Source organism: Isoptericola sp. AK164 (genome assembly GCF_029643425.1).
Taxonomy (GTDB): domain Bacteria; phylum Actinomycetota; class Actinomycetes; order Actinomycetales; family Cellulomonadaceae; genus Isoptericola; species Isoptericola haloaureus.
Genome location: NZ_CP119106.1, coordinates 1,453,531 through 1,466,790, shown reverse-complemented (window position 1 = coordinate 1,466,790; position 13,260 = coordinate 1,453,531). Strand labels below are relative to the sequence as shown.

At 74.9% G+C, this 13,260-nt stretch carries 13 protein-coding genes; 4 read left to right on the top strand and 9 right to left on the bottom strand.

Annotated features, from left to right (window positions below; translation table 11 throughout):
* Positions 1 to 17: 17 nt before the first annotated feature.
* On the bottom strand, positions 18 to 491 hold the full coding sequence (gene mraZ / locus PO879_RS06705) for a division/cell wall cluster transcriptional repressor MraZ (protein ID WP_278237141.1): 474 nt from the start codon (positions 489 to 491) through the stop codon (positions 18 to 20).
* Positions 492 to 824: 333 nt separating this feature from the next.
* Here mraZ and PO879_RS06700 point away from each other — a divergent pair, with 333 nt between their 5' ends.
* From PO879_RS06700 to PO879_RS06690, 3 genes are read left to right on the top strand one after another with little or no spacing between them, the layout of a single operon-like run.
* Positions 825 to 1,820 (top strand): MoxR family ATPase, encoded by a 996-nt coding sequence (locus PO879_RS06700; RefSeq protein WP_278237473.1) that lies wholly within the window; start codon positions 825 to 827, stop codon positions 1,818 to 1,820.
* A 2-nt stretch (positions 1,821 to 1,822) separates the two neighbouring features.
* Entirely contained in the window at positions 1,823 to 3,148 is a 1,326-nt protein-coding gene (locus PO879_RS06695) for a DUF58 domain-containing protein (protein ID WP_278237140.1), read from the top strand.
* Positions 3,145 to 5,409 (top strand): transglutaminase domain-containing protein, encoded by a 2,265-nt coding sequence (locus tag PO879_RS06690; protein ID WP_278237139.1) that lies wholly within the window; start codon positions 3,145 to 3,147, stop codon positions 5,407 to 5,409. The genes PO879_RS06695 and PO879_RS06690 overlap by 4 nt, the downstream gene beginning before the upstream one ends.
* 160 nt (positions 5,410 to 5,569) lie before the next feature.
* Here PO879_RS06690 and PO879_RS06685 read toward each other — a convergent pair whose 3' ends face one another.
* Genes PO879_RS06685 through PO879_RS06675 form a run of 3 tightly spaced genes read right to left on the bottom strand, consistent with a single transcriptional unit; the run spans position 5,570 to position 7,720 of the window.
* A complete protein-coding gene (locus PO879_RS06685) occupies positions 5,570 to 5,983 on the bottom strand; it encodes a DUF3040 domain-containing protein (RefSeq protein WP_278237138.1) in 414 nt (137 codons plus the stop codon).
* 40 nt (positions 5,984 to 6,023) lie between these two features.
* Positions 6,024 to 7,286, bottom strand: coding sequence for a DNA polymerase IV (locus PO879_RS06680; RefSeq protein ID WP_278237137.1), 1,263 nt, complete (start codon positions 7,284 to 7,286; stop codon positions 6,024 to 6,026).
* Entirely contained in the window at positions 7,283 to 7,720 is a 438-nt protein-coding gene (locus PO879_RS06675) for an SAV_6107 family HEPN domain-containing protein (protein ID WP_278237136.1), read from the bottom strand. The genes PO879_RS06680 and PO879_RS06675 overlap by 4 nt, the downstream gene beginning before the upstream one ends.
* 99 nt (positions 7,721 to 7,819) lie before the next feature.
* On the opposite strand from PO879_RS06675, the gene PO879_RS06670 reads away from it, so the two are divergent.
* Positions 7,820 to 8,725, top strand: coding sequence for a fused MFS/spermidine synthase (locus tag PO879_RS06670; protein WP_278237135.1), 906 nt, complete (start codon positions 7,820 to 7,822; stop codon positions 8,723 to 8,725).
* A 103-nt stretch (positions 8,726 to 8,828) separates the two neighbouring features.
* Here the strand turns inward: PO879_RS06670 and PO879_RS06665 are convergent, their stop codons facing one another.
* From PO879_RS06665 to PO879_RS06645, 5 genes are all read right to left on the bottom strand, one after another.
* Positions 8,829 to 9,032 (bottom strand): cold-shock protein, encoded by a 204-nt coding sequence (locus tag PO879_RS06665; protein WP_278237134.1) that lies wholly within the window; start codon positions 9,030 to 9,032, stop codon positions 8,829 to 8,831.
* Positions 9,033 to 9,244: 212 nt separating this feature from the next.
* Positions 9,245 to 10,177, bottom strand: coding sequence for a PAC2 family protein (locus PO879_RS06660; RefSeq protein ID WP_278237133.1), 933 nt, complete (start codon positions 10,175 to 10,177; stop codon positions 9,245 to 9,247).
* Between the two features lie 90 nt (positions 10,178 to 10,267).
* Positions 10,268 to 10,708, bottom strand: coding sequence for a response regulator (locus PO879_RS06655; RefSeq protein WP_278237132.1), 441 nt, complete (start codon positions 10,706 to 10,708; stop codon positions 10,268 to 10,270).
* 10 nt (positions 10,709 to 10,718) lie between these two features.
* The gene (locus PO879_RS06650; RefSeq protein WP_278237131.1) at positions 10,719 to 11,888 is read right to left on the bottom strand and encodes an ATP-binding protein; all 1,170 of its coding nucleotides are present in this window, start codon (positions 11,886 to 11,888) and stop codon (positions 10,719 to 10,721) included.
* Positions 11,885 to 13,201, bottom strand: a complete 1,317-nt coding sequence (locus PO879_RS06645; RefSeq protein WP_278237130.1) for a fused response regulator/phosphatase — start codon at positions 13,199 to 13,201, stop codon at positions 11,885 to 11,887. The genes PO879_RS06650 and PO879_RS06645 overlap by 4 nt, the downstream gene beginning before the upstream one ends.
* Between the last annotated feature and the right edge of the window lie 59 nt (positions 13,202 to 13,260).

Genomic DNA, 13,260 nt, shown 5'->3' with positions numbered 1-13,260 from the left:
TGTCGTCGTCGGTCGGTTCAGAACTGCAGGTCGGGGAAGATCTGCTCGGCCACGTCGGAGTAGTCCGCCTCCTGCGCGGACAGGTAGCTCTCCCACGCACCGGCGTCCCAGACCTCGACCCGGGTGCCGGCGCCGATGACGGCGACGTCCCGGCCGAGGCCCGCGTACTCGCGCAGGTTCGCGGGGATGACCACGCGGCCCTGCTTGTCCGGCACCTCGTCGCTCGCCCCCGACAGGAACACGCGCAGGTAGTCGCGTGCCTGCCGGCTGGTGACCGGCGCCTGCCGGACCTGCTCGTAAATGCGGGAGAACTCGTCCATCGGCAGCAGGAACACGCAGCGTTCCTGCCCCCTGGTCATGACGAGCCCGGCGGCGAGTCGGGAACGGAACTTCGCCGGCAGGATCAGCCGTCCCTTCTCGTCGAGCCTCGGGGTGTACGTCCCGAGCAGCAGCCCGGTACCCGGGAACTGGTCCCCCAGCGCTCCTGCCACGGTCCGCACCTCCCCTCGGGCTCCCGCTTCCTCCACGCTACTCCACTTTCCTCCACCAGGCGCGGCGATTCGGCCCTCTTTCCTCCACCTGGGCACCGGTGCCACGCGTCGTCGCAGGTCAGAGCGTCGGGGGTGAAGTGGAGGGCCGAGGCGCCACCGAGGCCCCCTCGACGGCTGCGCACCACGTCGGACGCGTGACCCGGGTCACGGACCTGGCGTGGGACCGGATAGGCTGCGAGGCGTACCCGCAACATCACCGGAGGCCGCATCGTGCAGACCGACCACGTCACCGGCACCCTGCCGCAGACGCCGCCCGACGGCGGGCAGGAGGCCCTGCGGGCCGGGCTGGGCGAGCTGGTGGCCACCACGGCCCGCGTGCGCGACCAGGTGGAGAGCGTCGTCACCGGACGCCCCGACCTGGCGCGGCTGACGGTCGCGGTCCTGCTCGCCGGGGGGCACCTGCTGGTCGAGGACGTGCCCGGCGTGGGCAAGACCACGCTCGCCAAGGCGCTGGCGCGCACGATCGACTCCCGCGTCGGCCGGGTGCAGTTCACCCCGGACCTGCTGCCGAGCGACCTCACCGGCGTCAACGTGTACCGGTCGACCACCGGGGAGTTCGAGTTCCGGCCGGGCCCGGTGTTCAACAACGTCGTGATCGGCGACGAGATCAACCGCGCCTCGCCGAAGACGCAGTCGGCGCTGCTGGAGTGCATGGAGGAGGGCCAGGTCACCATCGACGGGTCCACCTACGCCCTGCCGCAGCCCTTCCTGGTGGTCGCCACGCAGAACCCGGTCGAGATGGAGGGCACGTACCCGCTGCCCGAGGCGCAGCGGGACCGGTTCATGGCCCGGCTGTCGGTGGGCTACCCCGACAACCAGGCCGAGATGCGCATGCTCGACGCCCAGACGTCGGCGGACCCCCTGGCGCACCTGGAGACGGTCACCCACGCCGACACGATGCTGCGCTTCGCGGGCTGGATCCGTGCCGTGCACGCGGCACCTGCGGTCAAGCAGTACATCCTGGACCTGGTGGGACGGACCCGCGAGCACCCCGGGCTGCGCCTCGGGGCCTCGCCGCGCGCGTCGCTGCAGCTGCTGAAGGTCGCCAAGGCGCACGCCGCCATGGCCGGCCGGATGCACGTGCTCCCGGACGACGTCCAGGCGCTGGCGGTCCCCGTGCTCGCGCACCGCCTCGTGCTGTCGACCGAGTCCCGTCTCAGCGGCCTCGACGCCTCCGGCATCGTCGAGGAGGTCGTCCGGCAGACCCCGGTGCCGACCCGCGCGGACGTCCCCGTCGGCGGCGCCGCCGCCCACCACCAGCCCCGCTGACCATGGCGGTCGAGCAGGTCCGGGACGCGCTCCGGCGTCTCGTGCGGGTGCGCCCGACCGCACGGGGAGCCCTGCTGGTCTGCGCCGGCCTCGTCCTCGCCGTGGTCGGCGTCGTGCTCGACCTGCCGGACCTCGTCGGCCTCGGGGCCGCGGCCCTGCTCGTCGTGGCGGCCGCCTGGGTCTCCCTGGGACTGCAGCGCCTGGACGCCGGCCGCGGCGCCCTCGACGTGGAACGGCACCTGGCACCCCACCCCGTGGTCGCGGGGCAGCAGGCCACCACCCGTCTGGTCGTGCGCGCCCGCGCCCGCACCGGGGCAGCCTTCGAACGGCTCGCCCGGCTGCGGCTGTCCGAGCAGGCCGCGCACGAGCTGGCCGGGCCGCACGGCATCCGCGCGCAGGTGCGCGCGCACCCCGACCATGTGGCGGTGCAGTACGCGATCGCGCCGGTGCGACGCGGGCGCTGGGCGCTGGGTCCGGTGCTGACCACGCGGACCGACGTCTTCGGGCTGGCCCGCACCACGCAACCGCTCGGGACCAGCACCGCGGTGTCGGTGTGGCCCCGGACCACCCGGGTGGCCGCGCGCAACGCCGCCCTGGGCGACGTCGACCGCGCCGCCGCCGGTGCACGCCTCGCCTCCTCCGACGACTCGGTGATCCGGGAGTACGTAGCCGGCGACGACCCGCGCCGCGTCCACTGGGCCGGCTCGGCGCGCCAGGGACGCCTCATGGTGCGGGCCGACGAGAGCGCGGGGCTGCGCCCGGTGACCGTCCTGCTCGACAGCGGCCTGCTCGCGCCGGCCGCGGAGGACCGTCCCGGCGGCCGGGCGCCGACGCACGCCGCCGTCGCCGACGGCGAGTGGGCGGTCGAGCTGGCGGCGTCGATCGCCACCTCGTTCCTCGAGGCGGGCCACCCGACCCGCCTGGCCGCCACCGGCGGCGCGCACCACCCGCTCACGCACGTCACCGGCGTGCAGACCGGACGGGCCGTGGTGCTGGACGCCACCGTGGACCTCAGCGGGCTGCGGGGCACCGCGGCCGAACGCGCCCTCGAGCAGTCCGTGGCGGCCCTGCGCGCCGACCGGACGCAGTCCGAGATCACCGTCGCGGTCCTCGGCCCGACCGCGGGCGCGGCACGGCACGCGATCGCCTCCCTCGGGGCGGACGGGGTGTCGTGGGCGCTGCTCGTCGTCCCGCGGGCCGAGGGGATGCGCCACGACGTCGACCCGACGGCGGACGACCTGCGGGCCGCCGGCTGGCGGGTGACCACCTGCGCACCGGGCACCCCGCCGGAACGGGTGTGGTCCGCCGTCACGGAGCGTGTCGCATGATCCCCCCGTACACCGGTCCGGTCGTGCGGCTCGTGGCCACCGGCCTCCTCGTCGCGCTGGCCGTCGCCGCGTCGATGACGGCGCTGACCGAGCTGGTGCTGCCCGGCCCGTGGGTGCGGACCGGCCTGCTCGGGATCGTGCTGGTCTCGGTCGCCACGACCGTGACCCGCGGGCTGACGGACGCACGGGCCCGCCGTCGCGGGACCACCGAGACCGGGTCCGGGTCGGCGCTGCCCACCCTCGCCGGGGCCGCGGTCGCCGGCTGGTTCGTCCTGTCGCGCTTCGGGGCGCCGACGTCGGACCCCGACCTGCTCGTCGGACCCGAGCACCTCGGCCGGGTGGTGGCGCGCCTGGGCGAGGCCGGGGAGATCATCCGCTCCCAGGTCGCGCCCGTGCCGGGCACGCTGCCGATCGCCCTCCTCACCGTCGGAGGAACGCTCGCGGTGCTGCTGCTGGCCGACGCCCTCGCCGGCGGGCTGCACTGGTACGCCGGGGTCGGGCTGCCGCTGCTGGCCCTGTGGGCCCCGCCCCTGGTGCTGGTCGGCGAGGTGCCCCGCACCGTCTTCGTCGTCGTGGTGGCGGCGCTGCTGCTCCTCCTGACGGTCTCGCCGCGCGGGGGCCCACGGCCACGCCGCCCCGAGCGCCCCCCGGCCTCCGTGCGCCGCGCCGAGGGGTTCCGCTCGGTGGTCACCACCGCGGTGGCCGTCGTGGTGGCCCTCGGCGCCGGGCTCGTGGCCAGTGCCTCGGACTCGTTGCCGGGGTACGCGGGCGCCTGGTACCAGGCGTTCACCACCTCCGGCGACGCCATCCAGCTCTCCGAGGACCTGGACGTGCTCGGGAGCCTCACCGAGCGGTCGGGCGAGGTGGTGCTGACCTACACCGGGCCGTCCGAGGGCGTCGGCCCCTGGCGCACCTACACGACCTCCGCGTTCGACGGCCGCCGCTGGCAGCGGGGCGACGAGCGCACCGGCGAGCCGTTCGGCCCGGACGACCTGCTGTGGCCCGACGACGTCGACCAGGGCGACCTCGCCGGAGCGCGTGACGTGGCGGTCACGATCGGGTCGCTGCGCGACGACCAGCTCCCGGTGCCCGGCGAGCCGCGCCGGGTGGACGCCACCGGGACCTGGGGCTACGACGGGATCCGTGACGAGGTCGTCGGGGACCGGACGGACGAGGGCGAGACCTTCGCCGTCTCGGTCCGCCCCCGCGACCTCGACCCCGAGCGGCTGCGCGCCGCCGGCCCCGGCACGGCCGTCGACGCCTACCTGCTGGTGCCCGAGACGGAGCACTCCGCTGACGTCGCCGCGCTCGCCGCGGAGGTGGCGGGCGAGGCCCCCACCGCCTACGACCAGGCGGTCGCGCTGCAGCAGTGGCTGCGGGACCCGTCGTCCTTCACCTACTCGACCGAGCTCCCGCGGGGCGGGACGGGTGACCCCGTGTGGGACTTCCTGCAGCACCGCACGGGCTACTGCGTCCAGTTCGCCACCACGATGACGATGATGGCCCGCACGCTGGACATCCCCGCCCGCCTCGGCGTCGGGTTCCTGCCCGGCGACACCGTCGAGGAGTCCGAGGACTCGTCGACCTGGCAGGTCACCGGGCAGGACTCGCACGCCTGGCCCGAGCTCTACTTCGAGGGAGCCGGCTGGGTCCGGTTCGAGCCGACGCCGGCGATCCAGACGGGCGCCCCGCCGGAGCACACCACGCCGCGGGACGACGGCACCTCAGCCCAGGAGCAGGCCGACCAGGTCCCGCCGGTGCCCGAGCAGGTGCCGCCCGAGGAGCGCCAGGAGCAGCAGCCGGCGGCGTCCGCACCCCCGATCGCGGTCTCCGGCGGCGCCGACGCCGACGGTCCGGCCGTCTGGGTGTGGGCCGTCGTCGGTCTCGTGGTGCTCGGTGCCGCGGCCGCCGGCGTCGTCCTCCTGCGTCGCCGTCGGGACGACGGCCCGGTCGACGCCGAGAGGGCGTGGGAACGGGTCCTGGCGGCGCTCGCCCGCGACGGTGTGACGCTGCCTCCCCCGACCACGCCCCGGCAGGCCCCGGAGGCCATCGTCACGGCGGTCACCGCGGCGCACGGCCGCGAGCCCTCCCCCGAGGTGCGCGACGGGCTCCACCGCATCGCCGAGGCCGTCGAGCACAGCCGGTACGCCGCCCCGGACGAGGCCGAGACCGACACCGACCTCGCGGCCCTGGCCGAGACCGTGACCGACGGACTGGCCGAGGCGCGGCGTGCGCGGCGGGGCGTGACCTCGGGGCGCTGACCGCGCGACCCTGGCGTCCGGGCGGACCGAGCGATGAGGCCGGGCCGAGCCGGGCAACGCGACCGCGTCGGCCGACGAGATCGTCGGGGCCGGGGGCGAGACCGTCCGACGAGAGGCGTCCGCCCGGCTTCAGGTCGGGGACGTCAGGGACGCGCCGAGCTCAGCGACCTTCGTCGCGACGCTTGTTCCAGCGCTCCTCGAGCCGGTCGAGGAACCCGGCGCTCTTGGGCTTGGGCTTGGCGGTCCGGGTACCGCCGGACGCCGCCGCCGAGGGAGTCACGTTGCCGTCGTCCTTGACGACGCCCTGGGGGCCCTTCTTGCGGGGCGCGGCGAAGACGAACGCGACACCGGCGAACATCAGCGCGAAGCCGACCACCCCGAGCCACGCCATCTGCGAGGCGGCACCGATCACGAGGAGCAGCAGGCCGAGGACGACACCGACCCCGGCGAGCACGAAACGCAGCGGGGAACGCCGCCGCGACTGCTGGAGGGTGGTCGCGAGCCGGGGGTCGTCGCTCTCCAGCGCGCGCTCCATCTGCTCCAGAACGCGCTGCTCGTACTCCGACAGAGGCATCGGGCCCCCCGATCTCGCTGTGTGGTCGACTGACGTGCTTCTAGGATATGCCCGCTGAACCATGGATGGTAGTCGACGAGGGGGCGAACGACGCACCGAGCGCCACGGCGGACGTCCCGAAGCGCGCGCGCACCGCGTCGACGGCGAGCTCGGCCTCGCGACGGGCCCCGCTGCGGTCGTCCTCGGCGTCGAACAGGGTCGGCTGGCTCGAGAGCCCCGTCCGGGGTCGCAGGTTCTCCCCGCGCACCCCGACGAGCCGCACGGCCAGCCCGCCCAGGTCGACACCGACGAGCAGCTCGCGGGCCACGGCGAACAGCTCCTGGGCCACGTCCGTCGGGGTCTCCACCGTCCGGGACCTGGTCACGGTGCGGAAGTCGCTGGTGCGCACCTTCAGCGTGACCGTCCGGGCGACGACCTCGTGGCGACGCAGCCGGGCGGCCACGCGGTCGGCCAGCTCGCGCAGCCGGTGCACGAGCTCCTCGCGGTCGGCCACGTCACGCTCGAAGGTCGTCTCCGCGCCGATGCTCCGCTCCGCGCGGCCGGCCACCACCGGCCGCGGGTCCCGGCCCCAGGCGAGGTTGTGCAGGTGCTGTCCCGCCACGGGCCCGACGGCGGCCCGCAGGACGTCCACCTCGGTGTCGGCCAGCTGGGCGACCGTGGTGATCCCCCACCGCGCCAGCACCGCCTCGGTCTTGTCCCCGACCCCGTTCAGGGCCCCCACGGGCAGGGCGCGCAGGAACGGCTCCGTCGCGTCCCGGGGCACGAGGAGCATGCCGTCGGGCTTGGCGTGCGTGGAGGCCAGCTTGGCGACGAGCTTGTTCCGCCCGATCCCGACCGAGCACGTCACCCCGTGCTCGGCGCGCACGCGCTCGCGCAGCGCCGCCCCGATCGCCGTCGGGGGCCCGAGCCGACGGCGAGCACCCGCCACGTCGAGATAGGCCTCGTCGACGGAGACCTGCTCCACGACCGCGGTGATGTCGCCGAGTATCTCCATGACCGACCGGGAGACGTCACGGTAGGCGTGGTGGTCCGGGCGGACCACCACCGCCTGGGGGCACTGCCGCAGGGCCTGCGTCATCGACATCGCGGACCGCACGCCGTAGGCCCTGGCCTCGTAGGTGGCGGCGAGCACGACGCCCCGGTCCCGCCCGCCCACGATCACCGGTCGACCACGCAGCTCCGGCCGGCGCGCCAGCTCCACCGAGGCGAAGAAGGCGTCCATGTCCACGTGCAGGACCGTCGCGCCCTCCTCGTCCGTCCCCCAGTCCCGGCGGACGGCGGCGGAGCGGGGACCGCGGCTCATGACGCCGCCGTCGACGGCCCGTGCACGCCGGTGAGCGTGAAGCCGGCCTGCGGGTCGAGCCGGAGACCGACCTCGTCGCGGAAGTCCTCGGCGCAGGCCAGCAGCTCGTCGGCGCGACGAGCCGGCACCTCGTCCCCGTGGCCGGAGTCGACCACGGCACGCAGCCGCGCCCCCGAGGCGAAGTAGACGCTCCACGCGGCCAGCTCGGGCTCGACCCCGCTCAGCAGCTCCCACACGGGCCGTGCACGACCCCTGCGCGGTGCGTCCCCGTGCCAGGCCACGACGGCGGCCGCAGCACGCAGCGCGGCGAGGTGGGCATGCACGAAACGGTCGCCGGCGTCGTGCGCCTCCACGGCGGCCGCGAGCTCGGCGTCGGCGCGGGCGAGCAGCTGCTGGACGCGCTCCGGCGCCGGGACTCCGTCACGTGCGGACATCACAGACCTCCTGACCCCGGGCGGGTTCGCCCCGCACCCTCATCGTCGAACACCTGTTCGACTCCTGTCAACATCCCGGGTCGCGAGAGAATGTCGGCCATGGCCAGACGCTCCCGCCGCGCCCGTCGCGACCGATCCTCCCGCGAGGCACCGACACTGCCCCGGGAGGAGGTGCCGATCGACACCGGCACGGCGCGCGTCGAGGTCGACCCGGAGGACCCGCAGCGCCTGACCCTGCACGTCAACGGCGTGCCGAGCTCCTGCCTGGACCTGGCCGACCCCGGCTTCCTCGCCTTCGAGTACCTGCAGCAGATGGCCGCCGTCGTCGACGCGCTGCCCGCCGGACCGGTGCGGGCCGTCCATCTCGGAGCGGCCGGCTGCGCCCTGCCCCGGTACGTCGAGCACACGCGGCCCGGGTCGCGGCAGATCGGCGTGGACATCGACGCCGAGCTCCTGCGGCTGGTGCGCGACTGGTTCGACCTGCCCCGCTCCCCCGCCCTGCGCCTGCGCGCCGACGACGCCGGCCGCGCGCTGTCCGGCCTCACGCCCGGCCTGGCCGACGTGGTGGTCCGCGACGTCTTCGACGGCGACACCACCCCGGAGCACCTGGTCGGCAGGGCGTTCGCGGACGCGTGCGTCCGGGCGCTGCGACCGGGCGGGCTGCTGCTGGCCAACTGCGCCGACCGGCCACCCCTGACGACGGCCCGGCGCGAGGTGGCGTCCGTCGCGGACGCGCTCGGGGACGACCCGATCGGTCAGGGCCGGCTCGCCCTGGTCGCCGAGCCGGCGATCCTCAAGGGGCGCCGGTACGGCAACGTGACGATCGTCGCCGTGACCTCGCCGGAGCAGGACGCCGCGCCGGACGCCGCGCCGGACGCACCGGGGTCGCTCGACGTGCGGGCCGCCGACCTCGGGCGCGCGCTGCGGTCGCTGGCCGTCCCCGCCCACGTCCTCGCCGGAGCGGAGCTGTCCCGGTTCGTCGCGGGGGCCGCGCCGCTGCCCTGAGCCCCCGGGGCGAACGTCCGACCGGACGGGCGGCGAGCGGCGCCCGGGAACGACGCAGGCCGCCTCCCGACGCGGGAGACGGCCTGCGCTGGTGCGGTTCGCCTCAGAGAGGGACGACCTGCTCCGCCTGCGGGCCCTTCGGACCCTGGGTGATCTCGAACTCGACCCGCTGGGCCTCGTCCAGGGTGCGGTACCCCTGCGTCTGGATCGCCGAGTAGTGCACGAAGACGTCGGCACCGCCGCCGTCCTGGGCGATGAACCCGTAGCCCTTCTCAGCGTTGAACCACTTCACGGAACCCTGCGCCATGCTGATCCTTCGACCTTCCGTCCGGTGCACGGGCGCCCCGGACGGGCACCCGCCGCCGCACCGGACGCCGACGCCGGTTCGTGCGCTGCTACGCCGATGCGACGCCGGTCAGTGTGGCACGGATCACGTCGGTTTGCACGGAATCGTGCCCCATGACCGCCAGGTGTCACCCAGGCGAAACATCATGATTCATCGACCCACGCCGCCCCGTGCTACTCGTCCCCGCGCTCGGCGAGGAACCGTTCGAACTCGGCGCCCAGCTCGTCGGCCGTGGGCAGCGCGGAGTCCTCCGCGAGCAGGTTCGTGCGCCCCACCGACCGGGCGAAGGCGTCGTACTGCTCCTCGAGCTGGTGCACGACCGTGGCGACCTCCTCGTTGTCGGCGACCAGCTCGGCCACCTCCACACGGGCCTGCCCGGCGGCCTCGTCGAGCCCGCCCGTGGCCAGGGCGAGCCCCGTCGCCTTCTCGAGCTGCTGCAGGGCCACCACGGCCGCCGGCACGTAGCGCGACTGCCCCAGGTAGTGCGGCACGTGCACCGCGAACCCCATGGCGTCGTGCTCGGTCTCCCCGAGCCGGTACTCGAGCAGGGCCTCCCAGGACCCCGGCACCTGGACCCGGCCGAAGTAGGAGGCGTGGTCGTCGACCAGACCCTCGCGGGTCCCGTGCACCGTCAGCGTGAGCGGGCGCGTGTGCGGCACCGCCATCGGGATGCCGTGCAGGCCGACGGTCAGGGAGACGCCCAGCTCGTCGACGATCCCGCGCACCGCCGCCGCGGCGCGCTCCCACTGCAGGTCCGGCTCCACGCCGTGCAGCAGCAGGAAGCCCGTGCCCTCGTCGTCGACCAGGTGGTCGACGACGAGCTCGGGGGCGTCGTAGCCGGCCCACCGGTCCGCGTCGAACGTCATGGGAGGCCGTCGCGAGCGGTAGTCGACGAGCCGGTCGACGTCGAAGGTGACCAGCCGGGTCGCCGTGAACCGCTCCAGCAGGTGCTCCGCCGCCAGCTCACCGGCGGCGCCGGCGTCGACGAAGCCCCGCACGGCGTGCACGAGCACGGGCGCCGACGCGGGCCCGCCGTCCTCGGACGTCCCCAGGGTGCGCTCCACCGCGTCGTGATCCACCTCGTAGATGCTCTGCGGGTCCTGCACCGTTCCTCCTTCGCACCAGCTGCCGGGTGCGGTCGCACCCCTCGCGGGCCACAACCGACGGCGGCGGTCAGATCATCCCGGCCGGGACGCTCAGCGCTGCGGCAGGCGCACGACCGAGACGAAGAACTCGTCGATCTGCTGCACGACGTCGATGAAGCGCTCGAAGTCGACCGGCTTCGTCACGTACGCGTTGGCGTGCAGGCTGTAGGAGCGCAGGACGTCCTCCTCCGCCTCCGACGTGGTCAGGACGACCACGGGGATGTGCCGCAGCGCCGCGTCCTGCTTGACCTCGGCCAGCACCTCGCGGCCGTCCATGCGCGGCAGGTTCAGGTCCAGCAGGACCAGGTCGGGGGTGGGCGCCTCGGCGTGCTCCCCCTCCTTGCGCAGGAACTGCAGCGCGCTGACGCCGTCGGACACCACCCAGAGGCGGTTGGCGACCTTGTGCTCGGCGAAGGCCTCCCGGGTCATGAGCACGTCACCCGGGTCGTCCTCGACCAGGAGGACCTCGATTCCGACCTGCTGATCCGTCATGGACGACACCCTAGTCGGACGCCGGCAGGGTCCAGCGGATCGTCGTCCCCTCGGTGACGCCGGTGTCGATCCGCACCCGGCCGCCGTGGTGCTCCACGACCCTCTTGACGAGGGCCAGGCCGATGCCGGTGCCGCTGTACACCTCCTTGGGGTGCAGCCGCTGGAAGATCACGAAGACCCGGTCGGCGTACTGCGGGTCGATGCCGATCCCGTTGTCCGCGCAGGTCAGCTCCCACTCGTCGCCCTCCGGTCCGGCGACCCGACGGGCCGACAGGTGCACCCGGGGCGGCCGGTCCGGGTGGGAGAACTTCAGGGCGTTGCCCACCACGTTGCGCAGCAGCATGGTCAGCGGTCCCCGCTCGCCCTCCACCACCGGCAGCGGGTCGGTGGTCACCTCGGCCCCCTTGTCCGCGATGCGCTCGGACAGGTCGGCCAGGACGTGGTCCAGGGCGTCCGCCAGGTCCACCCGCTCCCGCTTCTCCCCCGACCGGCCGACCCGGGAGAAGCTCAGCAGGTCCTGGATGAGCCGCTGCATGCGGTGGGCGCCGTCCACGGCGAAGGCGATGTACTGGTCGGCGCGGTCGTCGAGCTGGTCGCCGTAGCGCTTCTGCAGCAGCTGGGTGAAGCTGGCCACCTTGCGCAGCGGCTCCTGCAGGTCGTGGGAGGCGACGTAGGCGAACTGCTCCAGGTCACGGTTCGACCGTTCCAGCTCGGCGGCCTGCTGCCGCAGGCGCACGTGGGCGTCCTCGACCTCCTGGTGGGCCGCCCGGGCGTCCGCCACCTGGGCGACGAGCTCGCGCCGCATGTCCTCGACGTCGCGCGACAACGCCGCCACCTCGCCCGAGCCGACCAGGGGGATCTCGTGGTCGTGCTCGCCCGTGCTGGCGGCGCGCACCTCGGCGGCGAGGGTGGCCAGCGGCGTCGTGAGGCCCACGCGCACCTCCCGCCAGACCGCGAACGCCACCGCGACGCCGACACCGCCGAGGAGGAGCACGACCGCGAGGAGCACCTCGTTCCAGACCCTGGCGTCGTCGATGGCCTCGGCGTCCGCCCCCGCGGTCAGCAGCTGCAGCGAGAACAGCGTGGCGACCACCGCGACCACGAGGCCGCCGACGAGAGCGGCGGTCGCCCACCGCAGCAGCCGACGCACGCGGTCCAGCACCGAGCTCGACGCGCTCATCGGGCCCACTCCACCGAGTCGGCCAGGGTCGAGGACCGCTCCCCCGGCACGTCGTCGGCACCGGTCCACCCGACGACCAGCATCGCGGCGTCGTCGACGAGCGGGCCGCCGTGCAGCCGCCGCACCCGGCGCAGGACGCGCTCGACGATCCCGACGATCCCGTCGGTGTCCAGCTCGTCCTGGACCAGGTCGGCCAGGCCGGCCACGCCCACGCGCAGCGCCCCGCGCCGTCGTCCGCCCGCCGCGGGACCGGGAGGATCCTCGGCGGCCAGCGACGCCTCCACGAGCCCGTCGGTGTAGGTCAGCACGGCGAAGGGCTCGCCGAGGGGGATCCGCTGCGTCGGCCACTCCCCGGGCACCGGGACGCCCAGCGCCCGGCCGCGCTCGACCGGACGCACGACGGTGCAGCGCACGGCGCCGACGGGCCCCGTGAGCAGCATGGGCGCCAGGTGCCCGGCGAGGCAGACGTCGACGGTGGACCGGTCGGCGGCGATCGTCACCTGGCACAGCGTCACGAAGATCTCCGGCCGGGCCCGCTCGGTGCGCAGCACCGTCTCCAGCCCCGCGAAGATCTCCTCGGGCGGCGTCCCGGTGAGCACCAGCGTCCGCCACGCCGTGCGCAGGGTCGCCCCGAGCGCCGCCTCGTCCGGCCCGTGACCCGCCACGTCGCCGATGACCGAGAGCACCCGGCCGTCCGCCGTCTCCACCGTGTCGAAGAAGTCGCCCCCCAGCAACCCCTCCCCGCCGGGCAGGTAGCCCACCATCACCGAGACCGCGGGGTCCTCGACGAGCGGCCGGGGCAGCAGCGCCTTCTCGAGCCGCTCGGTCTCCGCCGCCCGCACCTCGCTGCGGTACAGCGCGCGCTCCTGGGCCACCGACCGGCGCCGCTGCAGGGCGTACCGCAACGACCGCCCGAGCAGGTCCGGTCCGACCTCGCCCTTGACGAGGTAGTCGTCGGCGCCGGCCGCGACCGCCTCGACGCCCCGGTCCACGCTGCCGAGACCGGTCAGCACCACCAGGGCGGGCGGCGCGGCGTGCCGGGTGCCCGCCCGCCGCAGCCGTTGCACGGCGTCCAGACCGACGGCGTCCGGGAGCCCGAGGTCGACCACGAGACAGTCCACCGCGCCGGTGGCGACCTCGTCCTCGGCCTCGGAGACCGAGACGACACGGCGCAGCTCGACGTCGATCTCGGCGTCGGCGAGCAGCTCGTCGACGAGCACCGCGTCGCCGTCGTCGTCCTCGACCAGCAGGACGCACGGCGGCGACCCGTCCGCCGGCTCGGCGCCGTCGTGACCCCCGTCGCCGCTGCTCATGCGGGTGATCCTATGCGCCAGTGTGCTCCACGTCACCGGCCGCGGGCGGCGCGTCGTGG

Bases quoted from the DNA above. Each gene is read 5' to 3' on its own strand.
- PO879_RS06675 (WP_278237136.1), bottom strand. From the start codon at position 7,720: ATGTCCGCACGTGACGGAGTCCCGGCGCCGGAGCGCGTCCAGCAGCTG.
- PO879_RS06655 (WP_278237132.1), bottom strand. From the start codon at position 10,708: ATGACGGATCAGCAGGTCGGAATCGAGGTCCTCCTGGTCGAGGACGAC.
- PO879_RS06670 (WP_278237135.1), top strand. From the start codon at position 7,820: ATGGCCAGACGCTCCCGCCGCGCCCGTCGCGACCGATCCTCCCGCGAG.
- PO879_RS06690 (WP_278237139.1), top strand. From the start codon at position 3,145: ATGATCCCCCCGTACACCGGTCCGGTCGTGCGGCTCGTGGCCACCGGC.
- PO879_RS06645 (WP_278237130.1), bottom strand. From the start codon at position 13,201: ATGAGCAGCGGCGACGGGGGTCACGACGGCGCCGAGCCGGCGGACGGG.
- PO879_RS06665 (WP_278237134.1), bottom strand. From the start codon at position 9,032: ATGGCGCAGGGTTCCGTGAAGTGGTTCAACGCTGAGAAGGGCTACGGG.
- PO879_RS06695 (WP_278237140.1), top strand. From the start codon at position 1,823: ATGGCGGTCGAGCAGGTCCGGGACGCGCTCCGGCGTCTCGTGCGGGTG.
- PO879_RS06685 (WP_278237138.1), bottom strand. From the start codon at position 5,983: ATGCCTCTGTCGGAGTACGAGCAGCGCGTTCTGGAGCAGATGGAGCGC.
- PO879_RS06650 (WP_278237131.1), bottom strand. From the start codon at position 11,888: ATGAGCGCGTCGAGCTCGGTGCTGGACCGCGTGCGTCGGCTGCTGCGG.
- PO879_RS06680 (WP_278237137.1), bottom strand. From the start codon at position 7,286: ATGAGCCGCGGTCCCCGCTCCGCCGCCGTCCGCCGGGACTGGGGGACG.